The organism is Pseudomonas sp. TH07 (assembly GCF_016651285.1).
Taxonomy (GTDB): domain Bacteria; phylum Pseudomonadota; class Gammaproteobacteria; order Pseudomonadales; family Pseudomonadaceae; genus Aquipseudomonas.
Map to the genome: position 1 here is coordinate 5397136 of NZ_JAEKED010000001.1, position 22793 is coordinate 5419928.

The window sequence follows — 22793 nt, forward strand, 5'->3', positions numbered from 1 at the left end:
TTAGTTTTTGATCAAAACCCCGAAATGAATTCTCTAGATCAGTTCGCCTTATCGTCCGATCTCATCAACGAACTGTTGCGCGGCATGCGCCTGCGAGGCGTCGATTACCGTCGCATCCAGGCCGGCCCCTCTTTCGGGCTGGGTTTTGCGGCCAAACCAGGACACGCCTACTTCCACTTCCTCGCCGTCGGCACCGCCGTCCTGTGTGCGGAGGACGGCACTTTCTACGAGTTGTCGGCCGGCAACGCCGTGTTCATCGCTCAGGGTGAATCTCATCAACTTCTCTCAAGCCTGGACGTCCCCGCCCAAGACATCGGCAGCTTCGATGCGGCCCCTCTCGGCGACGCGGTCTGCGCCGTGGATGCTTCCCCCGGCGCCGATGTCAGCCCCACCACCATTATATTTAGCGGCTGCATGGAGTTTGAACTCGGAAGCATGCAAGGTCTCGGCGGGTTGATGCCTGATCTGATGCTGATTGATGCCAGGGGGCAGCGTTACCCAGGGCTTATGCCGATTCTCGCCTCCATGGAACGCGAAGTTCGTTCCGCACGCGTCGGCTTCGCAGGCATCCTCGCTCGCCTCGCCGACGTAGTGGCGGCAATGATCGTGCGCGGCTGGGTTGAATGCGCCTGCGGCAACGCTTCTGGCTTGGTGGCCGCGTTACGCGACCCCAGGCTAGCTCGCGCGCTTCTGGCCTTGCACCGAGAGCCGGCGCGTGACTGGAACGTCGCGGAACTGGCGGCGCAATGTAATACCTCTCGCTCGGTTTTCGCAGAACGCTTCCAGGCCACTATCGGCATCCCCCCGCTGCGCTATGCAACGGAGCTGCGAATGCGCCTCGCCAGTCAATGGCTAAGTCTCGAGCGACTGCCTATCGAAACCGTCGCGCAGCGCCTGGGCTACACCTCGCAGGCGGCCTTCAGTCGTGCCTTCAAGCGCATCACCGGCCAGCCACCCGGCGCCAGTCGGCAAATGGCTCGTTCGATTGCATCCTGAAGTACGAAGATGTGGAGTGTGCAGAGACGCTTGTATCGATCTGATAATCCCCCGATGTGAACGGCTGCTATGGCTTGTTACTCCCGATTACCTGCAATAGGTCTCGATTGCAGCCCTCGCAACAGGCAGCTATCACCGCTTAGCTGCAGTCAGCGATGGCGCATACCTACCCGTTTGCAGCCACCGGGCTTAAACCGTGCAAAAACCAGTCGAGGTTGCGGTGGCTATCGCTCCCTGAAACGAACCTACCGGTCTTATCGCTTATAACGGTCGCACCGACACTGGTGGCTGCCTACATGGTCATGACCAAATCCGCTACAGCTCGTCGCCTCAAATCGCGCCCCCCTCTAGCCTCGTTTAATGCATGCACATACAGCTTTAGAAAAGCAGTTGCCCCCACGCACAAACCAGCCAAGTGTCGCCAGCACCTTGATGACTACGAATTGCGGGTGGCGAACCCAGAAGCCCACAGAACCATCTGTAGCGCGAATTCGGGCGACATGCTCGACACCGACGCCATCGATCGGATGGAAAAGCTGGAAATCGTCGAACTGGCCAACGCAGCGTATTGGCATGCAGTCGAAACCCTAAATGACTGGGAACCCGGTTACTCGCCTGGGGCTTCTATGACCTCATGCCGCGAGCTGGCGGCCCACCCATAGGCAAGCTCAACGGCAGCATTTGCTTTCCAGAGGATTTAGTCGGCCAGATGGCAGCGCAGGTAATAGAAGAGAACAGAACACGTCGGCTTGTGTTCAGAACCAGCGCCGAAGCCTGGGCAATGGATGGCATGACGATCACAAAGCCAGACGGCAGCATTTATGACCCGGTGATCACCGGCCAGCGCACCAACGGGAAAGAGTATTCGAACATCGATGCCCCCGACGCATACCGGGCGCTGCTCGACACCGCGCAGGTCGCCCTGGAAAACCACGAATTCGAGATGTACCTGCGAGCCCGGCCTCTTCTTCTCGCTGCGGCTTTCAGCAAGTGCGCGTCGTGCCGAGACCACTTCGCGCTGAGAGAGGACTGCGAGGCGTGCGGAACTATGGGTTTTGTGGCGAAGGAAGGCTCACGCCAAAACCATCAAATTGCGGAGCAGAAATAAAAAGGGCTCGCCTGATAAATCACGCAAGCCCTTGATAAATATGGTGCCCGAAGCCGGAATCGAACCGGCACGCCCTTACGAGCGGGGGATTTTAAGTCCGCAATCTTTTCGTTATAGATCATATAGTTAGGCTTTGTTTTGCAACGCAATCAAGCTTAGTAGCTACCCTTACAGCCCTTTAAATCCAAGGGGCCTAAAAACTTTGCGGTGCAGAAATTGCGCCGCACAAGCCCCTCCCCTGGGTCCTGCCGACCGAACACAATCCCCTCAGCACGTACTGGCGCTGCCGATGCAAATCACCAGCGATATCACCGACCTCTTGCTGCGTAACTGGAAGTCGATTCAATCCTCACCCATCGACCAGCCATAGTACTGCTGCGCCCGACAAGAACTTGGCTGATGCACCTCCTGACGGGACGCTTATGGCCGAAAGCTGTCGCTTCCACGAACCTAGCTTGAATACAACAATGGCTGAGGGGCAAGGTTGTTCATAGCCAAAAACGGCAAACATCCAAGCCAACCTCCACCCTCAACTCATGCTCAATTGAGAGAGACTTCTCTTCAAATCGACGCTAAAAACAGGCTAATTGCGGAAGCGATTGCCCAAATTCCAGGCAATAAAAAACCCCGTAGATCATTGATCTACGGGGTCTTTAGAGTGGAGGCCGAGGTCGGAATCGAACCGGCGTAGGCGGATTTGCAATCCATATAAAACCTCCATGTTTTCAGCAAGTTAATGAGGAGCCAGTTCCGCAAGTGCCCTACTCTAGCAAGACTGGAGCCCACGTCCTAGAGGGGGCAGGATTTTGATTGCGGAACTGATTTACGCCCCCCCCCTAGAGGTTCAGAATCCAACGACAGTCGTCGCTCGATAAGGCTCTAGCTCTACCCCTTCGCCATCCCTCGTCAGCGCAGTCGATCCGATGATGGATTGGGCCGACGTATTCCTGAATACCTTATAAAACAAGCCTTACAGGCTACAAACTTTTGCTAAGCACCAATTTTTTACTACCGATCAGATTTCCGTAGCGGTGATTAGCCCTTGCCTTAGCTACTCACACCCTTAGAATCCTGTATGGACTCCTCATACAGGATTTTTTAAATGCGAACGGTTGTTAAATTAGTCTTATTTGCTGGAGTCATCGGGTGCCTTGCTTGGGCGATTATCAAGCCTGGATTCGACTCCGTGACTGCGGCCATCATGGCTCTTGGCACTTTGCTAGCAACGTTTATTTTGGACAAGAAGACAGAAGCGAGCCAATCACAAAACGTCGGAGCAAACGCGACAGGGATTCAAGCTGGCGGCGACGTTAATATCAATAAATGAGGCTAGGTATGTTGGGAGGCAAACAGGATCAAACTGTTGGAAATGGAGCAATCGCTGTACAAGCGACAGGAAATGTCAGCGTAGGGATGTCCTTCACAGAAGTGCGGGAGCTCTGTCAGCTCTTTCTAGAAAATAATTTTCCATCACTTCGAGCAGAAGCTAAAGCAGTTGCCGAAGACCATGTGCGGCAATTCTCAGCAAAGCTAGAGCAAAGGATCATCGATGCCGCAACGCAAATTGACCCTACAAAATTTCGAGACCCCGATGTGCAAGCGTGCTTGAACGACGCGGTCATTGCTGCAGCTCGTCGTGGTGAAGCTGCGAACCCTGATGTCCTTTGCACACTTGTGACTGAACGGATCTCGGCTCAGAACAATCACTTCAAGGATATCGTTCTATCTGAAGCCGTATTGGTTGTACCGAAGCTCACAGCCCAGCATATTTCTCTGCTATGCCTAACATTCTTCATCCAGTCAGTTACTTTCACCAAAATTACGTGTCTCGCCGATTTGGACGTTGGGGCGCAGCGAGTAAAGTCATTAGTTGAAAGCTGCGAAGGCCTATCGTTATCGCAAAAGCTACACGTGCAGTACACAGGGGCTTGTTCATATTTAAACATCAGCACGGGCGACCTCTATGAGGAAATCTGGAAAAATTTCAAACGATTTGGGCATATAGACAAAAATAGTTTTGAAATAGAACTTCGCGCAGGCGCCCCAATTTACACCGAAATAATAGAGTTGTACCGCCAGAATCAACTTTGGTGCATCACTCTTACGAGCGTAGGGCAAGCTATTGCGCTAGCTTCGCTATCTACACGCTTAGATGTTGACTTTTCTATTTGGCTGCGGTGATCGAACTTAATAACCACAGTGCGCACCTGTTACGACGGGCGCACCCAAAACGTGTAGGGATATATTAAATACTCGAGGAATAATCCCTTCAGAGATATGGATCTCACTGAATCTACGCCATAAGCACTCAATGTGCTCTCCCTCTAACTTGGAGGCTTACCCAATCAGCCTAAGCAATTTAACCCTCAAGGGATCAGAGCGAGAAGATTTTGCTGAGTTGCATTATTCTCAACACCCTTCAGCCAACCTTGCGAATCAACAGTAAAGCCTCCGACCTTAACGGGCATATAAGGATCAACATTCACGCTTATTTGATATTGCCTAAGTTGGCTTCCAAACTTTCCAAGGGCTACACCGATCACCGACGCAGCTCCCGCAGATAATAAAAACGCAGCCGCAACACCGAAAGAAACTCCATAAGTTGTACAGTCATCAACTACAACTACATTTTTGCCCTTAATTTTACCTTTATAGAAAGGGTTTATGTGAATAGTTTGCACCTGTTCTGTAGGGTCAGTCCTATCCCCCCCCCCGCCTTTGGATCGCTTAGAAGAAGCAGCATGACGGAAAAACAGAGGTTCACCTCGCTTTGAATAATGCACTCTAGACACTGTGGTACGCAATCTGTGCGTAAAATCACTGAGAACTTCATCATCGACATTGGAGCTATTTGAAGATGGATAGACCCCCCACATCAATCCGTCCACATCCTTTATGCCCGCCATCAATAAAGAGCGAGCAGTGACGGCAAGAAGAGCATTTAACCGACTCCCACCATTCTTTACAGTCGCTGTAAGTTTTTTTCCAAAAATCTGTTGAGTTATATCTTTACCGTACTCAGAGAGGTCCGCCAGAGCTAAAACCTGATAACCAGAAGCCTCAGCTTTATACCACCACTCCCCCCTCCAACTAGCAGTAAGCTGTATGACCTCTCTCAACTGATTATAATCGTCAACTCGAATACCAAGACTTTTTACTTGATTCGCATTAGACCATCCTGCCGCAACCAGAACAGCGCCACCATTTTTGCCCATCTGGACATCTTCGTCCTTTACTGCCAATACAATCACATCATGATCACTGAGCTTAAACTTCTCAGCATTTCTTGCTATGACATCTCCGTTCTGACGCCCTTTGCATTGCAAGAACTGAACTGAAGTACCCGCGAATGCCGCAGCAAACCATTCAGGCTCTGCTCCGTTTGAAACCAATCCCACAGGGTTATTGGCGGCACGAGTTTCAGCCAAAACCTTGACCAATTCCGGATCAACAACTCCATTGCGAATAACTGCATTTGGAGAGGACATTAAGATAAGCATCCATTCTTCCTTTATGAAATACAAATTATCTATAAATACTTAACTAAATTTTCAATTTGAATTGCTTACCTTCTTCATCCTTTCCTTCCCTCTGAGCTTTAACATCGACATCGACATTAATATTCTCATTACTGCCTATTCGTTCAGCTAATGAAGAGCTAGTGCCTCCATCGGGTGAAGCAAATTCATCTTTCGTCTCGTCCAGAACGATTAAAATTTCGTCTGATTCTGAGCAATCAGATTCGCCATCGAGGTTGGCTTTTTCAAAAACCTCAAAATCATCACTACCCACATCATCTGAAATATTCCCAGAATCAAAAAATAGGTCTTCGCTCACATACCTATAGATAAAATCTTCAAACTGTGGAATCTCAGCTGGCATTTCAATAGATGCCGCACCATATTGCTGCTCCGAGAATTCGAGTTCAGGCTTTAACTCATACGTGAGAGGTAAATAGAGATTTAATATTACTTTCTCATACTTCGCAGCAAACCTTACGGTGTGAGCTGTCCCACTCTTTACCCCCCACTCGACAGGAATTAATAAATCACACAATGCCGCTTGCAACCTATTTCGACGTATGAAATTTTCGGCACTATATGACTGATGCGGTAAGTATTCGGAGATCACACATCCGCCACCATCTAAAATTTTCCTTCTCAAACCCTCGGAACCCTTTGGATAGTTCCCTAAAATACCCGTCCCCAACACCGCTATAGTTTTTAGCCCGTAACGAATTGAGCCGAGATGTGCAAGTTGATCCACCCCCATCGCCAGCCCACTAACCGTTACACATTTAAATTTTACTAATGCAGCAAGAACCAGCTTAGATAAAAAAACCCCGTCCTCACTAGGTTGTCTAGTTCCGACTATGGCAACAGACTTGCAGAATAAAGCCCCCACGTCCCCTTGAACAAAAATCCAATACGGAGCATCGGGTATACTTTTCAACTTAGGAGGGAAACCGACTTCTTCTTTAAAAATCAGTCGAATATTTTCTGAATATAGGCTGCGTGCTAACACCAACCCTTTCTGCCAGAGAGTATCTTGTTGCGCTACAATGCTAGCAGCCCCCTCATCAAAGTCATAAAACTTATCGATGAGTTTACCTTCCGGCTCTCTCAGAACCTCCTTAAAGCTAACGCCTGATTTAGCTAGTTTGTAGAGTGTCCAAAACCCAACACCCTTTAACGTAGAGAGCGCAAGAAAAGCTATTTTTTCATTTCGCCAATATTCGCGTTTTTCTAATGACACATCGGCCGCCTTCATTGACTCTGTTGCCCTCGTCCCTGCTGTGCGATTCATAACGTAGTCAATAGAATCGCACAGAGCAAGGAACATTTTTCGAACTTTCCATCATGGGGACATCGGTAAGTGCCCCATCTAGGTGAGATTACCTCATGTGAAGCGAGCAGTTCCTATTACCCAACCCGCGACCCGTCTCTAATTCCAGCCTTGATTTTAGGTATTGGCCACCTCCGCCTGTTTCAAGCACGATATCACCGGAAAAACGAGCTATAGCGTATTCGCATCAAATGCCTATCTGCACGCGATTACCCAAAGCTGATCAAGCTTCGTGGTGTAGCTCTGGCTCATCATCCCTCGCCGCATACCCCAATCAGGATTGGTTGGTACGCTGGCCGATCGAAGTGTTCCCCTACCCCACCGGCCATTAATCTGATCAAGGACCGCCATCACCCTCGTGGCTTCGGCTGGCTGTGAGATGGCGAAGAGATCGTCGGTGTACTCGCCAGGCTGGCACAGGTTCAGCAGCATCACTTCCGCTTTGCTGTATTTGAAGCCGGGCCTGAACACACGATCGACGGCGTCAACCGCGGCCTTGGTCAGCAACCGGACATCGTCGGTCGGGTATGGCAGGTCCACTATCACGCCATTGGCGTACTTGGCCTCCTCCGGATTGAACATGCCGGTGCGGATGCTGACGCGAATCTTTTTGCACAGTGAGTTCTGGGCGCGGAGCTTTTCCGAGGCGCGCATCATGTAGGTGGCCACGGCCTCTTTGATCGGTGCCAGCTCCTTGAGACGCTTGCCGAACATCCGACTGCAGCAGATCTCCTGTTTCGGCGGATCGGGCTCATCCAGCTCCAGGCACGGCGTCCCGGCCAGCTCCCGCGCTGTCTTCTCGATCACCACGCTGAAGTTCTTGCGTAGCGTCCAGGGGTCGGCCTTGGCCAGGTCCATCGCAGTCTTGATGCCCATGGCGTCCAGGTGCGCTTTCATTCGCCGGCCAACACCCCAGACCTCTGACACGTCGGTGTTGCGCAATACCCAGTCCCGCTTGACCTGGTCACAGATGTTCACGACGCCACCGGTTTGAGCCTGCAGGCGCTTCGCTGTGTGGTTGGCCAGCTTGGCCAAGGTCTTGGTGTGAGCAATACCGACGCCGACCGGTATGCCGGTGCAGCGCAGCACCTGGGCCCGGATCTGCCGGCCGAGCCCGTCCAGGCCGTCGATCCCCGTAAGGTCGGCGAAGGCCTCATCAATGCTGTAGACCTCGACCGCTGGCACCATTGACTCGATCAGCGTCATTACTCGCTCGCTCATGTCGCCGTAAAGCGCGTAGTTCGATGAGAACGGGATGATGCCGTGCTGGCGAAGTTTCTGTTTGATCTGGAAATACGGCTCGCCCATCTTGATAAAGGGCTTGGCGTCGTAGCTGCGGGCGATGACACAGCCGTCATTATTCGAAAGCACCACAATCGGGACCTTGGCCAGGTCCGGCCGAAAGACCCGCTCGCAGCTGGCGTAGAAGCTGTTGCAATCGATCAGGGCAAAAACAGGCGGGGCTTTAGACATGGCTGCGCACTGTGCTGGTAATCACACCCCATATAGAGAGCTCGTCGCCTTCCAGGACATAGCGGGCCGGATACTTAGGATTCTCGGACAGCAGGACTACTTCCTTACCGCGTTTGCATAGGCGCTTGCAGACGGGATCATTGTTCAGCAACGCAACGACGACATGCCCGTGGGCCGGCTCAATCGAGCGGTCGACCACGGCCAGATCCCCTTCATAGATTCCTGCCCCCTGCATGCTGTCACCGATGATCGACACCAGGTAGACATGGGGAGCACGGATATTTAGAACCTCATCCAATGAGATATGCGCCTCGATGTGGTCAGCCGCCGGCGATGGAAACCCGGCAGGGACTTGGAAGAGGCACAGCGGCAGCTTCCGGCCGCCCTCGGCGATAGGGCCTAAAATTGAAAAGCTCATGACGCAGTCGCTCAATACTGTACGAATGTACAGTTAACTGTGAGAACTGCTTGCGGTCAATTTCCGTGTAGGACTTATCTGACAGGCGGATTGATATCAGCCGAGCTCGTCAGCGTATCCAGCGTCAGCCTCTTCCATAAGCTCTTTCCACTCCCACTTGTCGATCACGCCCCGCGCCACCAGGTCATCAGCAAGGGCCAACCTGGCGTCGTAGCGATCTTCAGGGCTCCCGGCTAAAAACTCAGGGTCGTTGAATAGCGCGTACCACGCTTCAAGCTCGTTGATTTTTTGGATGTCGATTTTCATGACGATGCGCACCGGTCGGGGTCTACCGTATTGAAAACGGCCACGCCGGGCCGTTCAGTACTTCCGACATGTGGAGGCAGCGATGTGCGGACGCTTCGTACAATTCGAGGGGATAGCGGTCTACATGGAAGAGCTGAGCCCGCAGCTCAAGCTGTTCAGCGGTTACGACGCTCAACCGATCAACCGGTTCAACGTCGCACCTTCGACGCGCGTGCAAGTGCTGCACGGCCAAGAGGACGGCCTGCATATAGATGCAGTCCATTGGGGATGGGCGCCCTTTTGGGCGAAGGGAAAGCGACCTGACCCGATCAATGCCCGGGTTGAGACCGTTACCACCGGCAAGTTCTTCAAACAGCTCTGGCCAAATGGCCGTGCCATCGTACCCAGCGAAGGGTGGTATGAGTGGGTAAAGGATCCCGATGATCCCAAGAAGAAACAGCCCTACTTCATCCGCTTAAAGAGCGGGCGGCCCATGTTCTTCGGCGCCCTGGCCCAAGTTCACCCCGGGCTGGAGCCGCACCAAGGGGATGGTTTTGTGATCATCACAGCGGCGAGTGATTCAGGGATGGTCGATATCCACGACCGCCGGCCGCTTGTACTGACACCTGAGCATGCGAACGAGTGGCTCGACCCAGAGCTATCGCCCGAGCGTGCTGAGGAAATAGCCAAAAACCTGTGCCAACCCACTGAAGAGTTTGAGTGGTACCCAGTCGGAAAGGCCGTAGGCAATGTGAAGAATCAGGGCCCGGAGTTGATAGAGCCTGATCAATCCAATGAGTAAATCCAAAATACAAGCGCGACCGCACAGACCCACGCCAAAGTCAGTAGAAACGACAGGCCAGCAAGCCGCTTATCCATCAATGCACCAGCATCATCTCAAAAAAGTTGATAGTTAGAGCATAGGCGGCGTGCAAGTTCCCATCATCGTTTCAGCGTGCTTATTTCCCGAGCGTATGCCTGGCATGCCCGTAAGGCGATCAGTCCTTGATCGCCGTCTCCGGCGATGGCGATAACTCGTTGAGCAGTCGCTGGATCAAGTCGGGCACGTGTTCTTCCATGAACCACGCCGCCGGAGCCGGCTGGCACTGTACAACCACCGGCCGACTCGTCGGCGTCGATAAGGACTGACAGCCGCACATCAGCAGTAGCCAGCCGGTCACACAGGCGAGCCTGATCGGTTTCGGATCGCACAACTCAAGCTCTTTACAACAGCCGGTAATCCGAAAACCTAAGCACAAACAGAATCCGGGAGATCGAGATAAGACCTGATATGCGAAGAGGGTCTATACAGCTGCGGCAAATAAATTCCAGTTAGCGGCTGAATTAAGCCTAAACATCAGAAAATCTTAATGACTGTAAATTTGTGTAACCTGTCTTGTAAAAGGTTAACCACAGACTACACTTGGGATTGACACATTGCTAAAAATTAAAAAACTCAACGGACTGAGGAAAGAATATGACTTTTGGAATAAACCAACACGTTTATGTCTCCAACAACTGCAGCGAAAATGTTTATGTATTGGCGTGTGAAAACCCGTACTGGGCTATTGCTGATTTTGCATTTGATGTTGGATTCATAGTATTGGGATTTACCGAAATTAAAGCTGGAATAGAGTGCGCAGAACTACCGAGTGAAATCAGTAAAACGTCCGACCTTTTTAAGTTGCTAAACGTTTGTAGAAAGATTGTGTTAGGCACTATTTCGGCTGGTTCACGCCCAACTGAAGCAGCCCACACAATTATTGATCAAGTAATGAAATATAGCGTCTCTATATCTCCAAACGACCACGTTGACGCCAGCAGCCAAGACGTACTTGGAATGTTTCTATCCCCCAGCGGGGTCGCGGGAATGCTAGGGGCCTCCACCATCACACTTTTAATTATGAAGGAGGGCGGCAAAGGAACTGTAATGTACAATACAAACCCTGACTACTCCTGGATATCCGAGTCAGATGGAATCTGGCGGGCCAAATATGGACATCTTTGGGTTCACCAGGACGACTACCCAGAGTACCGCTGGTAAATCAAGCGCAGTGAAAAGCTAGTTTAGCTTACAAAGAAAATCCGTGGGATCGAGTCACCTCGCTCCCACATCCAACTCAACATTACAATCATTAACTCTCTCTTAGACTATCCGCTGCCGACGTCTAGTCGATAACGTATTCGTCACCTTGAGCGATCTACTGACGTACTGCCGACCAAACGCAATGCCTATTTCCCAAGACCATCATAAGCCTGCTCGCAGTTCAGACCCCTTCCCCGGCTTTGATCAGCATCTGCCGCCAGGTCTCCCGCTCTTTCATCAGCGAGCTTGAACACGTCGGCAAGCACCAGGACGGCGCGGGAAGCTGCCTCGCTTGCGGCGGCAGTGCAGGAATGGCTGCGGGCCTCACTTGCGGTACTGCTGGCGGTTCGATCCGCTTCGTCCCGCACGCCACGATCAGCGCGAACAGCGGCACCAGCAGCAAAAGCCTCATCGTTCCTACGTTGTCCATCTTCTGCCGCCTTGGTGATTGATCGTTGATGGGCCTGTTCCTTTTCGCGCTCGGCGACTTCGGCCAGGGCCCAGGCCTGTTTGTCGCCGGCGTCACGGTCGGCCCAGCGGATTTTCCACTCATCATCCATTGTTGAGCGGCCATGCTCGTAGGCGCCCCAGACGGCAACAGCCACAAGCGCCAGACAGATCGCCGCACCCGCGGTGCGAAGGCTGATCACGCCAGCACCTTCGCGGCCAGGTCGCGCAGCGCTACGCGGTCCGTCTGGCCAGTCAGCCCGCCGTTGATAGTTCGGGTGATCTTGGCGAACTGCCCCGAGTCGGCCAGCTCATTGAGGCCATTCGACTGCCAGAACCAACCAGCGACCAGGGCGGCAGTCTCGGGCTGCTCCACCAGTTCAGGGTGATTCACCAGGTCAAGGCCCAGGGCGCCGCCGGCTGCACGGTAGTTGTTCGCACCGGTCAGCTGGATCAGGCCCCGGCCTCGGTACTTCCAGCCGTCGCCAGGCAACGCGTTACCCATCCGGCCGCCGTACGCGATGTTCGCGATCTGGTCCGGCTTGCGTGCCACTTGCGCGGCCAGGATGGCGTCAAAGCGATTTGGCCAAACCGCCTGGAGCCGATCGGCGCTGTAGTTCAGGTTCTCCACCATCCGCGTCAACTGGCCGGACTCATGCCCGACCTGGGCGATGAAGGCAGACATGCGCACCGGGGAGTTGATCTTGAAGCGCGCCATCGCTGCATTCAGCGCGGGCACAAAAAAGCCCGCGACTTGGCGGGCTTGGGGAAGGATCTGCAGCAACTGCTGCTGGGTGATCGGCATGGTGTTTCCTCAGGCAAAAATAAACCCGCTCGATGGCGGGTGGCGGTGTATCAGGCTGGCTTGAGTGGCCGGTGGGTTGAATCAGGGTAGCCCTCGGCGCTTTCGGTCCACGCTCGCAGTGCGAGCCAGTAGGCTTTCCAATCGGCGGCGGTGCCGGGGATTTGGTCATCTCCGAATTCGATGGCCGTCACGTTTTCGCGAGCGATAGGCATCTCGATTGCGCGCCATACGTCCTCGAGAGTGGACAGTTTTGAGCGTTTCAGACTTTCCGAAATCGCCCACGTCCCATTTTCAAGAGCGACATACAAGGCTGAAAATTCATCTTCAGGGCGCGGCCCGACCATCTCAACCATGCCAACAGTGAACCCCTCGGGCAGGTCTTCCGTCTCGATAATAGTTTGATCATTAAACCCGATTCTCGCAAAAACTATCATAGGGCAAGTCCTGTTTTGACTACGATAACGCGAATCGGAGACGGGACGGTGTTAGCTCCTGAAATCCCGAAAGGATCGCCTGTTTGGTTGCTCGACGTGCCGATAAACCCGGTGCCTGTTTGAACTACGATGTTGGCGCCGAACAGGTTAGCGCGGACCCCTATTGATGAGCCGGTCCCGGTTCCGACAAATTCAGGGTTGCCCCAGTTACCGGAAATTCGAATTTGCGCATAACAGGCAACGAAGAAACCGGGGTAGGGGTTTGCTACAAGATAACGGCTGTTTACCTGAGCAAGTGCCGGGGCAGCCTCTGTGCCACCGTTTGGGTATACGATTGTTGCTCCGAACGCCGAAGTGTTTAACTTGAGGTCCAGAGCCGCTTTCAAGTCCAATTGATCGGCCAGGCTTCCGGCTATTCCCCCCCAGGCCACGCCAGCTGCTACAGCTCTATAGGTCCCATCCCCTGCGAGAAATTTTGCCTGATCACCCGCGACCGGAGCCGGCACCAGACCTTTTGCCCCGGCAGTCGAAGCCGTAGCCCCCACCAGGGTCGGAACACCCGTTGTCGAACCCGTACCGCCCTGCTCCACGCTCAGCGCCGTAGTGAGCCCGGAGAGCGACGTAATATCGCTGTTCGCGCCGCTGGCTGCCTTACCACGGGTGACTATTTCGGCTTCTTCCGCAGACTCCGCAGCAGCCTGAGCCGACGCCGCTGCCGCCTCCTCAGAACCAACGACGGCATCCCTTGCCGCCTCGGCCCGCAGAGCCGCTTGACCGGCTGACGTCGCATCCTGCGAGGTCGACTCCTTGTTCTGGGTCGACAGGTCAGCGGCAGCAGTTGCGATATCCGCCTTGGCCACAGCCACGTCTTTAGCCTGAGCCGCGGTCGCTGCAGCTTCGGTCGCGGCCGTGACTTGCTCTTGCATGTCCGCCACGCCGCTGGCAATCACACTGGTCGCTGCGCGCAGTGCGTCGGCCGAGTCTTTGACGTAGCCCTGCATGGGTGCGAGCGAATAGACCCCACCTGAAACAGGCTCGCCCTGATAACTCGGCGCGATGGACAGAGCGATGTCACTCGCGATGTTGGTGACTTCGTACCATTCACCGTCAGGTCCTCGGAATGCATCACCCACTCGCGAGTTTGCAATGAAGGAGGTGCCCGCACCAATAACGGCATTAGAACCTTGGGTTACGGAAACCGTGCCCGTTTTATACCATGTCATTTGTTTGTCCTAAGAGATGGGCTTAGCGAACACAATTGGGATATAGAAAGATAAAGAGTTACTAACCCCTACAATGAAAGGTACAACCCTGTTATTTTCGTACTCCCAGGTACAGTATAGTTTTGCGTATGTTGTACTAGAGCTTCCAACGTCCATGCCAATGGTATTTATCAACATGTAGTCTCCGGTATCAAGAGGCGAGTAAGCCGTCCAGTTACTCCTTCTTTGACCCTGACCAACAGTAGATGAACCTATGTAAGTCCAGTTTGTTATCGTTCGCGTGAACTGTGCACAAGGCGTTCCGCTGTCAAATAGAAGTTTGGAGCTCCCATCCCAAATTCGAAATCCATAAGTTGCAACCTCTCTTGATTGGAACGCGGCGCAGAAGAATTTTCCTCCACCGCCCCCAATAAAAGAAAACCCCGTCCAGTTGCCAGGGCCGCCACTAATGGTTGCATATTGAAACGTGGTACTTGCATCCGGCCTGACAAATACCAGGGGCGGCTCCTGCGTGGTAACCGCGGGGGAGAAGCCGGCGCCCCCTGCATACCTACCGGATTGCAAAACGACCAATCTTGAAAACTCAGAATCTAAAGTAACTACGTTATTGTTGTTGGTAAATTCAAGACCATAAGACATCTATCTATCCTTCATAACCAAAAGCCTTTGTATTCCCAGGCCAATCACCGCAGTAGAGTGGGATCGATTGCCAAACCAAACATAAACCCCGCCCTCGACAACTTGTGGCTCAAACTGAACCGCATAGGCATTTTGCGCATTTGGGTCTTGGGGGTATGCGCCAATTGGGAGGCATACAGCAGAGTGTGTTGATGGGCTGACTCCGGGAATACTTATGTAGGTATTCCTAGGCCCTGAGTTATTAGGTACTCCTCTGCTGACAAGCCCTGAATACACAACTCTTACCGTGAACGAGTTCTCATCCAGTTCAAGATTGCCGGTTGGGCCCCATACCCTTATCCCATAGCTCATGCGGAAAGATCTCCCCACTGGAAGCGCTTGGCATCGTTCTCGTCGAAGACTTTGCCGCCGCGGTGATTGATGGTTTGGCGCCCACCAACACCGACGGTGCTGTTTAACTCAAACTCACCGGTGACGAAATTGATCATCAGTCCGGTTTTCCCCGGGACGTAGTTGGCCGACTGGATACTCTGGGTCAGCTTTGCCACGCCAATCGAAGCGTCCTGGATGAACGCCGAGCGCATAAACACCTGGCCGCCTTGCACGGTGAAAGGCGTGAAGACCTGGCCGCCAGCCAGCGTACTGACGATCGCGAATCGATCCGCACTCACCAGGAACTGGCTTCGAAGCACTCCCTCTTCGTCCTGCTCAATACCCAGACCAAAACCAGCCGCCACCAACTGGCCGTCGGCGTTAACCTGCATCTTCACCGAGTACATCGTGGAAAACTTGCCGTCGGTGTCGGCCTGGGCCCGGCTTACCGTTTGGATATCCGCAGAGTTATGCTCGATCTTGACGCCGATCTGCTGGATGGCCTGGGCTGTCGCCTGTCGATCGCTCACAACAACGCTCTCGAGCTCGCTCACTGAGCCGCTGACTTCGCCCACCTTTGCGCTGAGCTCGGTCTGCCGCTGCACCATGGCCTCGTTCTGCGAGGCGCGCGTCTTCACTTCCTGCGCGAAACTCGCCGAAGCGTTGTAGCCCTGGAGCGCATCGGCAAGATCGCCCTCCCCGTTGTCGTCCCGATAGGACGCCTGCAGCGCCTGGAGGCTCGACGCCTGGGCGGTGACCACACCACCCAGCTCAGTGATGCTGGTGGTGTTGGTCTCCACCTGGCGCGCCAGGCCATTGGCCGTGACCAGCACCTGGCCAACGTCCACCCAGTAGTCGATGTTCGGCGGCGAGGTATCGACCGGCACCAGCTTGGTGGCCTGATAGATCCGCTTGCCGACCACCACCAGGTCGCCCTCGAGGTAGACCGAATCGGGGTCGTAGGCCGACAGCCCGTCGAGCGCATCGATCTGCGCCTGCAACCCGGGGATCTTGTCGAGTTCATCGTTGATGTCGTCGCCCAGCTCAGTGCGGCCGATCTGCCCGGCGATCAACTCCAGCACCGGCGCCGCGTCGGCACTGGCCATCCCCATCACGCCATTGCCGACGGGATAGAACGGACCGACATTGCCGGTGCGGTCCACCAGGCGCGCCCAGAAGAAGAACTGAGCGCCGGCAGAAAGCGCCTGCATGCTGTAGTTGCTTTGCGGGTGCGCTAAGTCGGCCAGCTTGGTGGCCACCGACAGATCATTGGCCTGGCCATACCACAGTTCGGTGCGCTGGGTGTCCTCGGCGCCTGGTGGGAAGCCCCACCGAATTCCGATGCCGAACAGTTCGCTGGTGGTGGACAGGAACGCCACCGCCGGCGGCAGGCCCGTTTTGCCTTCCAGGTTGGTCAGGTTGGAGCTCTTCCAGATCGAGGAGATCTCGAAGGCGCTCACCGAGCGGACCCGGGCCAGGTAAGCGCCCGAGTAAATGCCAGTGACGTCTACGCTGGTCGATCCAGTCCGCTGCAGCTTGATCCAGTTGCCGTTGTCCTTACGCCACTCCACGTCGTACGCGACTGCACCGGTCACAGCAGGCCAGGAGACGTTCATGGTATTGACCGCCAGGCCCTGGTCCACCGAGTAGTTCGACGTGATGTCGACACTCGACGGCGCCGGCACCACGGTGGTCGGTACAACGCTGATTGGCCGCTCCTCCAATCGCGCGCCGGTGTCGATGTGATCGAACTTGCTCGGGTCGTACTGAACTGCCGAGATTTCGAAAACGCCAGGCTCTGGCCGAGCAACACTCACTACTCGATAAAGCGGGATTGCCAGGTCGTCAGCATCCAGCGCCCATACCAGCTCCGGCTCGGGCGTCACGGAATAAGCCACCGTGACCGTGACCTGCCGGCCGCTCACAAGCTCAACGGTGCGCCCTTCGCACTTGCCATCTGGCAGGTTGAGAATCAGGCGATCGCCGGGCTTGGCCTGGGTATCACGGTCCAGCGTGATGACCTTGCCGTTCACCGCCGAGATGCGCCCGCCCACCGGCCGACCCGCAAGCAATTCGTCCGCGATGGGGATCACGTAGCCAGGCAGCGGGATGCGCCCATCCAAACCGACTTTGAACGTAACAGCCCTGTCCTTGGAGTTCGTAAGCAATGCCCACTTACCGCGGCGCTGCGCCTCAGATTCGCGTGTGCAGCCGATCGCGCTGATCTCCAGCGGGTTGTCGCCGTAGCGGCGCTGAAGCTTCGGATCGGTCACAGGTGTGACGTCCGTGTCGTAATTGTTTGCCGGGTTGTCGTAGCTGATCAGCGCGCGGGTGTACCTGGTGCGCTCAGATGCACTCGAGTAAGTGAACTTGCCGTCGATCACATTCGCCCGGGTGTAGGCGAAGTCGAAGTCGGTCGCGCGCGGCATATCCGCCAGGGTGAATACCTGGCCCTGGGCCCAGTAAGTCATGCCTCGGTAGATCGCCGAGATATCACGCAGCAGCGACCAGGCGTCGGCCTTGCTCTGCAGGTTCAGGTTGCAAATGAATCGCGGCTCCTGGCCACCCTTCCCGTCCGGCACCAGCTGGTCGCAGTACTGCGAGATGCGGTACAGCTCCCACTTGTCCACCATCCACGGCTTGATACGACGGCCAAGGCCGAAACGGTCGTTCGTGGTGATACCGTAGGTGTGCCAGACCGGGTTGTCGGTCCACGCCTCTTTAAAGGTGCCGTCCCAAATACCCGAATAGGAGCGGGTCCGAGGATCGTAGTTGGTCGGTACCTGCCACTTCCGGCCATCGCACTCTACGGTCACCGCAGGGATGCTGCGGAACTGCTCGGCTGAAAACTCAATGTAAAGCAGTGCAGTGTTCGGGTACCGGATCTTGGCGTCGATCACCTCCGTGAAACCAGCGATCTGCATGGTGTCGGAGATTTTGTTGTTGTTCTGGTTTGGGGTCAGACGAGTGATCCGCAGCAGCCAGCCAGTCGTAGCTCGCGGCAAATTGATACGACGGGTGCGCTCATAGAGGCTGGTGGTCTTGCCAGATACCGCCTCGTTCAGCACTTCCTGGTAAGCGCCGCCGTCCGTGGCCAACTCAACCTTGTAGCCGATCGCATAACCGTTGATGTTGCCGCCGGAATCAACGGACTGCAGAGCCGGCCATGCGAAACGCACGCGTACGGCCGAAAGCTGGATATTGGAGATCGCACGCACCCACGGCGTGCCGCTACGCAATTCGGTGCTGATCGTTGTCTCATTCTCTACCGATGGGATGCCCTGAATGTAGGTTTGGTCCACCGCCCCAGTGCGCCACTCCCACTTCACGTTCGGGAAGTTCATGCTCCCCTGTGGGTCTTGCAATGGCGTGTTGTCGAGAAGGATGTCGCGGCCGGTGGGAATGCCTTCAAAATCACCCTCACCCACAGCGATCAGCATTTTGGCGATGGCAACAGAGCGAAGGCTATCCGGCGCCTCGGTAGGCGTTTTGGGTTTATCTGAACCGCCTTTGGCGCCTTGGATCTCGATCTTCTCTGCTGCGCCCATACTTTTCTCCAGGCAATAAAAAACCGCCTCATGGGCGGCTGCGGTGTTAAGTGTTGCGACTACATCTGGTCTTCGGCGTAGATGGCTGCACTGATGATTGCGCCACCCCACCGGCGGCGGCCTGCGCAGAGCGAAACTGGGTTACCGGAAGCCGTGGTGTTCTTGGCGCTGCCGAAAGCGTAGCCCGGCGTGTTCTCTGGCGCGGCGCTGGTTTTGAGGCCTGAGGCTTGTGGACTCAGCATTTGGATAACGCCGCCAGCGACAAGGCCAATACCGGCGCCAATGAGCGGAGTGCCGAACGGTGTGGCTGAAAATATGACACCGACGACGATCAGAATCGCGCCGACGATTGTTTGAAGGACTCCCCCCCGTTTGCTGCCCACCACCACTGGCGCAATACGAATATCACCGGCACCGCTGTAGGTAAGCTCCTTCTCGCTGATGTTGCGCTTGTCGCGGAAAACTGCGAACTCCAGACCTCGCGACTTGGAGTTCGACAGGAAGCGCTCGAAGCCAGGAATTTGGACACACAGGGCCTTAATGGCCTCGGCCGGAGACTTCACCGCGAGCCTGAAAGACTTACCGAACTGCCTCAGTTGCCCATGCAGGCGAATAGTTGTCATCGGTTGGTAGTTGATCGCTGATACCTGCATCACTTTCTCCGGGCAATAAAAAAACCGCCCGGAGGCGGCTTAATGATTTCGTTTTTCAGTCGTAGTCGACGTAGGGGCCAATGTAGAAGCCGGCCAAATCTCCGCTGATGCGATATAGGCTTTCCTTGCCAGTCTGCACTGTGGCCGCGATGGAGCGAATTGCAGCGCCTGCACACAGCCCTGATCCGGCAAGCCCGGCACCGAGGCTTGGTGAGCCTGGCGGAAGGTAAAAGGTAGCCCGCTGACCGGTACCAATTTTCGCAGCCTTGCGCCCGTCTACATAGACGACAATATCGCAGCCCGAACCAACAGCACCGGAGTCGCGAACAACCGTGACCTTCCCGCTTTCACCAGCCGGCTTTGTCTGAAAGGCATAAACCTCATCCGAAGGCACTGGCTTCGCATCCCTCACTGAAATCGCAGACGAAGCACACCCCGCCAGCATCGCCACCGCAACTATTACTACGAGAAATCGCATATCACCCCTTAATAAATAAACAAAGCATTATATATTGAGACTGAAGCGAAAAATGATTGCCGCACGCCAAGCAAAGCCTCTCAACTTATATAGAAAAAACCTCAAACTCCTCACTTGAATGCTGTCGGCGTAATATCAAGATTATTGTAATATGTTATACGACGCCTAATTACATCCCCAGCCTTTAAGTTCACTTCGCGCTCAACCACTGGCGACCCCTTAAGAGAGACCCCGAGGATATGTGTTCCAGCCTTGAGGCCGAACTTTACTACCTCGCGCGGCCGTATCGCAGCAGCTGGCTTTCCGTCAATCGAAAAGTCGACATTAATAGCTCCTTTACCCTCGTACCCGCCTTTATCTCGAGTTACGACTAGTGTCGCCTCGTCATTTTCACTGTAAGCGAACTGACGATCCAAAGAAATTGGTTTTGCTTCTTGGGCTGTCACTGGTTTCCCAGAGCATCCAATCAGAAGACTAGCAAGCAAAGCAGTACCTATCAGAGGACATAAGATCTTAAAGCCACTATTAAACATCTACCACTCCCAGTCGACATTCATATTGCAGTTGGAGAAAGCTCAATCCCTTGCATAGTTATAGAAATCCTGCGCCTCATCGTTTGCCCAGGCAACAACTCAATCTCCGACTCAACCAATACCGAACCATCACTGACCGCTAGAATATGTGTACCTTGAGTTAAGCCAAATCTTCCTACCTCACCTTGCCCGAAATCTGCTGCCAGTGTCCCGTCAACATATAGCTTGATTTTCAGACCAACTTGATACATTCCACTGTCACGGGTAACAACTAACTCAGAATCACTTTTTTGCTTGAAGGCGTAAATTCGGTTTGGTGGCAAAGGGTCAGCCTTATCAGCTGATATTGGAGTGTTAGAGCATCCTGCCAGCATCGCCACCGCTACCGCAGCTATCAAGATCCGCATGTCGTTCCCTCTCTGGTTTGGCAGGACTGTAGCACTGAGGGAGCAGATGCAAAAAGCCCAGCGCGGGTACGACCAATGAGGCTGAAACCGGGATATCTTCTGCTCGCAAAGGAAAATGCGTCTGGACTTGGCTGCCTGCTTGCATACTTTCCTCCTGCGGCCTTGCCGCATCATGCTGGTTGTTTTGCATCTTTGTGCCTGAGGATCAGTCGCGTTCGGTCATGCCAGGGACCGCCATAGACGATGATTTCGGACGGCCTGCCGTACAGGTGGTGCAGAAGGAATGGGCCGGGGCCGAACGTGCCCGACTCTTCCCCTGGTAGCGATGGATTAGTACCCAGGTAGATCCCAGCATGGTTTGGGTGAACTGCCCGCCCTACCTGCATGACAATCATGTCGCCGCGTTGCGGTTGGTCAACGCGAACAAAGCCGGCGGCCTCGTAATGCTGCTCGTACAGGCTGGCGTTCTCCGCGCTCTCCCACCAGCCATCAGCACGCTGGAAGGCTTCGAACTCAATCCCCCATTCGCGCCGGTACCAATCAGCGCAGACCTGCCAGCAGTCCCAGGCGCCGTGTACAAAGGGGCGCTTGAGCAAAGGCGTGTTGCCGATCGGCGTTATCGTTCGCAGGTCACCCTCTGGCCAACTCAAAATATGCCAGGGCAAGGCCGTGGCTTCACACATGGCCAAGTCATGCGGTGACGGCCTGCTGGTGGCATCCGGGTGCGAGTGGACAATGCCGATCACCTCACCAAGGTCTTCCGCCGCGGCGTAGTCCTCGGGATCGAGCCGGAACTCATCGTTCGGCTCCGAGGCGATATTCCGGCACGGAAAATACTTCTGTTTGCGGCCGATCGACAGCAGCAGACCGCAGCACTCTTTCGGGTACTGCTCGGCCGCGTGCGCCCGGATGGCTGCAATGATGTGCTTGAGCATTTTCAACTCCTGGCGATCAAGCTCACGGCGGGGAATCCACCAAAACTGAGCTCGTTGTTCTCACCGAAGCGCAACTTGCAGGACGACAAACAGCCCTTGCATTGGTCCAGGGCCGGGTCATCCGTTGGGTTGTCCTCATCGTCGAACATGGCCGCTCCGGTGTAGCCGCAATCTGGCCCACGGTAACCATTGGTCATCGCCCAGTGGCAGAACGTCGTCATCTGCCGGCCCGGTAGACCGTGGTTATCAATCTCGCCCGGTGAAGACAGCTCCCAGACCACGGCCTCGCCGTCCTCGCTGGTTTTCTGGTCGATGTACCAGATTTCCAATGCTTCCTGAGTCGGGTCTGCAGTTGGGTTTCCGTCGGGGAAGTTCGCCGCGTCCAGGTACTGAGCGAGGGTCTCTCGAACAGTCAGCTTGAACTTCAACAGATCCTCGAAAGCCAGGCACAGCGCAGTGACGCGGCCGTTGATGTTGCCAGCGGCGAACGTTGGCCTGGTCGCCGTGCCGTCACTGCCCGAGGCAATGCCCTCGATCTGCACGGGCCAGGCTGCGTACTCGGCGCCCTGCCACCAAATCGACTTGGCGGGCAGGTCATCCTCCGAATGCTCGTAGGCCAACAACTCGTCCGGCGTGTGCGGGATCGCATGCCCGTGGAAACGCAGGTAATCCGCGCCGTACTCCGTCCCGTCAATTTCGAACAGGCGAATCTCGGCGCCGGGCTCCAGTTTCTGGATGTCCGTGATCAGTGCCATGGGTGGTTATCTCAGGGGTGGAAGGTTTGTTCGAAGGTTGCGGTGATTGCGTAGACCGAGCCGCCGCGGTGGACTGGCTTATAGCCGTTGCACTTGTAGAGGCCCAGATCGCCCAGGGGGGGCTCCCAGAGGAATCCCTTTGCCCCCTTGTGCCGATCGATGAAGTCCATGATGTCTTTGATCCGATCCTTCATGCCGGTGAAGGTGACCGGCCAGGACTGGGATTTGTTGTTGATCCCGTCCTCGGTTGACTGCGCGTAGCCATCGCCAAACTGCTTGGTGCGAACGCGCTGTTTGATCTCACCCTCCGCGCCCTTCTCCGTCGCCCAGGTAAATCGTTCGATTGCCATAAA

General features: G+C 54.8%; 23 protein-coding genes and 1 pseudogene. 6 read left to right on the plus strand and 18 right to left on the minus strand.

Annotated elements, in window-relative coordinates:
- The first annotated feature begins 24 nt into the window (after positions 1-24).
- The 4 genes from JFU57_RS24685 to JFU57_RS24700 all read left to right on the plus strand — a co-directional run bounded on the left by JFU57_RS24685 (position 25) and on the right by JFU57_RS24700 (position 4285).
- Positions 25-996: an AraC family transcriptional regulator gene (locus JFU57_RS24685; RefSeq protein ID WP_201132192.1), complete on the plus strand. Its 972-nt coding sequence runs from the start codon at positions 25-27 to the stop codon at positions 994-996.
- 709 nt (positions 997-1705) lie between these two features.
- The gene (locus tag JFU57_RS24690; RefSeq protein ID WP_201131069.1) at positions 1706-2104 is read left to right on the plus strand and encodes a hypothetical protein; all 399 of its coding nucleotides are present in this window, start codon (positions 1706-1708) and stop codon (positions 2102-2104) included.
- 1102 nt (positions 2105-3206) lie between these two features.
- Entirely contained in the window at positions 3207-3431 is a 225-nt protein-coding gene (locus JFU57_RS24695; RefSeq protein ID WP_201131070.1) for a hypothetical protein, read from the plus strand.
- A gap of 8 nt (positions 3432-3439) precedes the next feature.
- Positions 3440-4285 (plus strand): LPO_1073/Vpar_1526 family protein, encoded by an 846-nt coding sequence (locus tag JFU57_RS24700; RefSeq protein WP_201131071.1) that lies wholly within the window; start codon positions 3440-3442, stop codon positions 4283-4285.
- 185 nt (positions 4286-4470) lie between these two features.
- On the opposite strand, the gene JFU57_RS24705 is transcribed toward JFU57_RS24700, so the two are convergent.
- From JFU57_RS24705 to JFU57_RS24725, 5 genes are all read right to left on the minus strand, one after another.
- Entirely contained in the window at positions 4471-5604 is a 1134-nt protein-coding gene (locus JFU57_RS24705; protein WP_201131072.1) for a phosphoribosyltransferase, read from the minus strand.
- A gap of 43 nt (positions 5605-5647) precedes the next feature.
- Entirely contained in the window at positions 5648-6946 is a 1299-nt protein-coding gene (locus JFU57_RS24710) for a DNA-processing protein DprA (RefSeq protein ID WP_242487521.1), read from the minus strand.
- A gap of 198 nt (positions 6947-7144) precedes the next feature.
- A complete protein-coding gene (gene umuC / locus JFU57_RS24715; RefSeq protein ID WP_201131073.1) occupies positions 7145-8422 on the minus strand; it encodes a translesion error-prone DNA polymerase V subunit UmuC in 1278 nt (425 codons plus the stop codon).
- Positions 8415-8840, minus strand: coding sequence for a LexA family protein (locus JFU57_RS24720; protein WP_201131074.1), 426 nt, complete (start codon positions 8838-8840; stop codon positions 8415-8417). The genes umuC and JFU57_RS24720 overlap by 8 nt, the downstream gene beginning before the upstream one ends.
- Positions 8841-8936: 96 nt before the next feature.
- Positions 8937-9146 (minus strand): hypothetical protein, encoded by a 210-nt coding sequence (locus JFU57_RS24725; protein WP_201131075.1) that lies wholly within the window; start codon positions 9144-9146, stop codon positions 8937-8939.
- Positions 9147-9228: 82 nt separating this feature from the next.
- Between JFU57_RS24725 and JFU57_RS24730 the strand changes: the two genes are divergently transcribed.
- Positions 9229-9927 carry an SOS response-associated peptidase family protein gene (locus tag JFU57_RS24730; protein WP_201131076.1) on the plus strand — a complete coding sequence of 233 codons (699 nt, stop codon included), beginning with the start codon at positions 9229-9231 and terminating at the stop codon, positions 9925-9927.
- A 140-nt stretch (positions 9928-10067) separates the two neighbouring features.
- On the opposite strand, the pseudogene JFU57_RS33325 reads toward JFU57_RS24730, so the two are convergent.
- Positions 10068-10331, minus strand: a pseudogene (locus JFU57_RS33325) (lysis protein); the annotation flags it as partial.
- Between the two features lie 271 nt (positions 10332-10602).
- Between JFU57_RS33325 and JFU57_RS24735 the strand changes: the two are divergent.
- Positions 10603-11169, plus strand: coding sequence for a hypothetical protein (locus JFU57_RS24735; RefSeq protein ID WP_201131077.1), 567 nt, complete (start codon positions 10603-10605; stop codon positions 11167-11169).
- 188 nt (positions 11170-11357) lie between these two features.
- Here JFU57_RS24735 and JFU57_RS24740 read toward each other — a convergent pair whose 3' ends face one another.
- From JFU57_RS24740 to JFU57_RS24795, 12 genes are all read right to left on the minus strand, one after another.
- Positions 11358-11861 carry a DUF2514 family protein gene (locus JFU57_RS24740; protein WP_201131078.1) on the minus strand — a complete coding sequence of 168 codons (504 nt, stop codon included), beginning with the start codon at positions 11859-11861 and terminating at the stop codon, positions 11358-11360.
- Entirely contained in the window at positions 11858-12463 is a 606-nt protein-coding gene (locus JFU57_RS24745; RefSeq protein WP_201131079.1) for a glycoside hydrolase family 19 protein, read from the minus strand. The genes JFU57_RS24740 and JFU57_RS24745 overlap by 4 nt, the downstream gene beginning before the upstream one ends.
- Before the next feature lie 50 nt (positions 12464-12513).
- Positions 12514-12897: a hypothetical protein gene (locus JFU57_RS24750; RefSeq protein WP_201131080.1), complete on the minus strand. Its 384-nt coding sequence runs from the start codon at positions 12895-12897 to the stop codon at positions 12514-12516.
- Positions 12894-14120, minus strand: a complete 1227-nt coding sequence (locus JFU57_RS33330) for a hypothetical protein (protein ID WP_242487520.1) — start codon at positions 14118-14120, stop codon at positions 12894-12896. Before JFU57_RS33330 ends, JFU57_RS24750 begins: the two co-directional genes overlap by 4 nt.
- A 9-nt stretch (positions 14121-14129) precedes the next feature.
- Complete coding sequence (locus JFU57_RS24760; protein WP_201131081.1) at positions 14130-14759, minus strand: hypothetical protein; 630 nt, start codon at positions 14757-14759, stop codon at positions 14130-14132.
- 347 nt (positions 14760-15106) lie between these two features.
- Positions 15107-18679 (minus strand): host specificity protein J, encoded by a 3573-nt coding sequence (locus tag JFU57_RS24765; RefSeq protein WP_201131082.1) that lies wholly within the window; start codon positions 18677-18679, stop codon positions 15107-15109.
- A gap of 59 nt (positions 18680-18738) precedes the next feature.
- Positions 18739-19332 carry a tail assembly protein gene (locus JFU57_RS24770; protein WP_201131083.1) on the minus strand — a complete coding sequence of 198 codons (594 nt, stop codon included), beginning with the start codon at positions 19330-19332 and terminating at the stop codon, positions 18739-18741.
- Positions 19333-19387: 55 nt separating this feature from the next.
- Positions 19388-19810 (minus strand): hypothetical protein, encoded by a 423-nt coding sequence (locus JFU57_RS24775; protein WP_201131084.1) that lies wholly within the window; start codon positions 19808-19810, stop codon positions 19388-19390.
- 553 nt (positions 19811-20363) lie between these two features.
- Positions 20364-20750 (minus strand): lipoprotein, encoded by a 387-nt coding sequence (locus JFU57_RS24780; protein WP_201131085.1) that lies wholly within the window; start codon positions 20748-20750, stop codon positions 20364-20366.
- Positions 20751-20920: 170 nt separating this feature from the next.
- Positions 20921-21685, minus strand: a complete 765-nt coding sequence (locus JFU57_RS24785; protein ID WP_201131086.1) for a C40 family peptidase — start codon at positions 21683-21685, stop codon at positions 20921-20923.
- Between the two features lie 2 nt (positions 21686-21687).
- Entirely contained in the window at positions 21688-22440 is a 753-nt protein-coding gene (locus tag JFU57_RS24790; RefSeq protein ID WP_201131087.1) for a phage minor tail protein L, read from the minus strand.
- A gap of 11 nt (positions 22441-22451) precedes the next feature.
- Positions 22452-22790, minus strand: a complete 339-nt coding sequence (locus JFU57_RS24795; RefSeq protein ID WP_201131088.1) for a phage tail protein — start codon at positions 22788-22790, stop codon at positions 22452-22454.
- Positions 22791-22793 lie beyond the last annotated feature (3 nt).

Bases quoted from the DNA above. Each gene is read 5' to 3' on its own strand.
- JFU57_RS24685 (WP_201132192.1), top strand. From the start codon at position 25: ATGAATTCTCTAGATCAGTTCGCCTTATCGTCCGATCTCATCAACGAA.
- JFU57_RS24690 (WP_201131069.1), top strand. From the start codon at position 1,706: ATGGCAGCGCAGGTAATAGAAGAGAACAGAACACGTCGGCTTGTGTTC.
- JFU57_RS24695 (WP_201131070.1), top strand. From the start codon at position 3,207: ATGCGAACGGTTGTTAAATTAGTCTTATTTGCTGGAGTCATCGGGTGC.
- JFU57_RS24700 (WP_201131071.1), top strand. From the start codon at position 3,440: ATGTTGGGAGGCAAACAGGATCAAACTGTTGGAAATGGAGCAATCGCT.
- JFU57_RS24705 (WP_201131072.1), bottom strand. From the start codon at position 5,604: ATGCTTATCTTAATGTCCTCTCCAAATGCAGTTATTCGCAATGGAGTT.
- JFU57_RS24710 (WP_242487521.1), bottom strand. From the start codon at position 6,946: ATGTTCCTTGCTCTGTGCGATTCTATTGACTACGTTATGAATCGCACA.
- umuC (WP_201131073.1), bottom strand. From the start codon at position 8,422: ATGTCTAAAGCCCCGCCTGTTTTTGCCCTGATCGATTGCAACAGCTTC.
- JFU57_RS24720 (WP_201131074.1), bottom strand. From the start codon at position 8,840: ATGAGCTTTTCAATTTTAGGCCCTATCGCCGAGGGCGGCCGGAAGCTG.
- JFU57_RS24725 (WP_201131075.1), bottom strand. From the start codon at position 9,146: ATGAAAATCGACATCCAAAAAATCAACGAGCTTGAAGCGTGGTACGCG.
- JFU57_RS24730 (WP_201131076.1), top strand. From the start codon at position 9,229: ATGTGCGGACGCTTCGTACAATTCGAGGGGATAGCGGTCTACATGGAA.
- JFU57_RS24735 (WP_201131077.1), top strand. From the start codon at position 10,603: ATGACTTTTGGAATAAACCAACACGTTTATGTCTCCAACAACTGCAGC.
- JFU57_RS24745 (WP_201131079.1), bottom strand. From the start codon at position 12,463: ATGCCGATCACCCAGCAGCAGTTGCTGCAGATCCTTCCCCAAGCCCGC.
- JFU57_RS24750 (WP_201131080.1), bottom strand. From the start codon at position 12,897: ATGATAGTTTTTGCGAGAATCGGGTTTAATGATCAAACTATTATCGAG.
- JFU57_RS33330 (WP_242487520.1), bottom strand. From the start codon at position 14,120: ATGACATGGTATAAAACGGGCACGGTTTCCGTAACCCAAGGTTCTAAT.
- JFU57_RS24760 (WP_201131081.1), bottom strand. From the start codon at position 14,759: ATGTCTTATGGTCTTGAATTTACCAACAACAATAACGTAGTTACTTTA.
- JFU57_RS24765 (WP_201131082.1), bottom strand. From the start codon at position 18,679: ATGGGCGCAGCAGAGAAGATCGAGATCCAAGGCGCCAAAGGCGGTTCA.
- JFU57_RS24770 (WP_201131083.1), bottom strand. From the start codon at position 19,332: ATGCAGGTATCAGCGATCAACTACCAACCGATGACAACTATTCGCCTG.
- JFU57_RS24775 (WP_201131084.1), bottom strand. From the start codon at position 19,810: ATGCGATTTCTCGTAGTAATAGTTGCGGTGGCGATGCTGGCGGGGTGT.
- JFU57_RS24780 (WP_201131085.1), bottom strand. From the start codon at position 20,750: ATGCGGATCTTGATAGCTGCGGTAGCGGTGGCGATGCTGGCAGGATGC.
- JFU57_RS24785 (WP_201131086.1), bottom strand. From the start codon at position 21,685: ATGCTCAAGCACATCATTGCAGCCATCCGGGCGCACGCGGCCGAGCAG.
- JFU57_RS24790 (WP_201131087.1), bottom strand. From the start codon at position 22,440: ATGGCACTGATCACGGACATCCAGAAACTGGAGCCCGGCGCCGAGATT.
- JFU57_RS24795 (WP_201131088.1), bottom strand. From the start codon at position 22,790: ATGGCAATCGAACGATTTACCTGGGCGACGGAGAAGGGCGCGGAGGGT.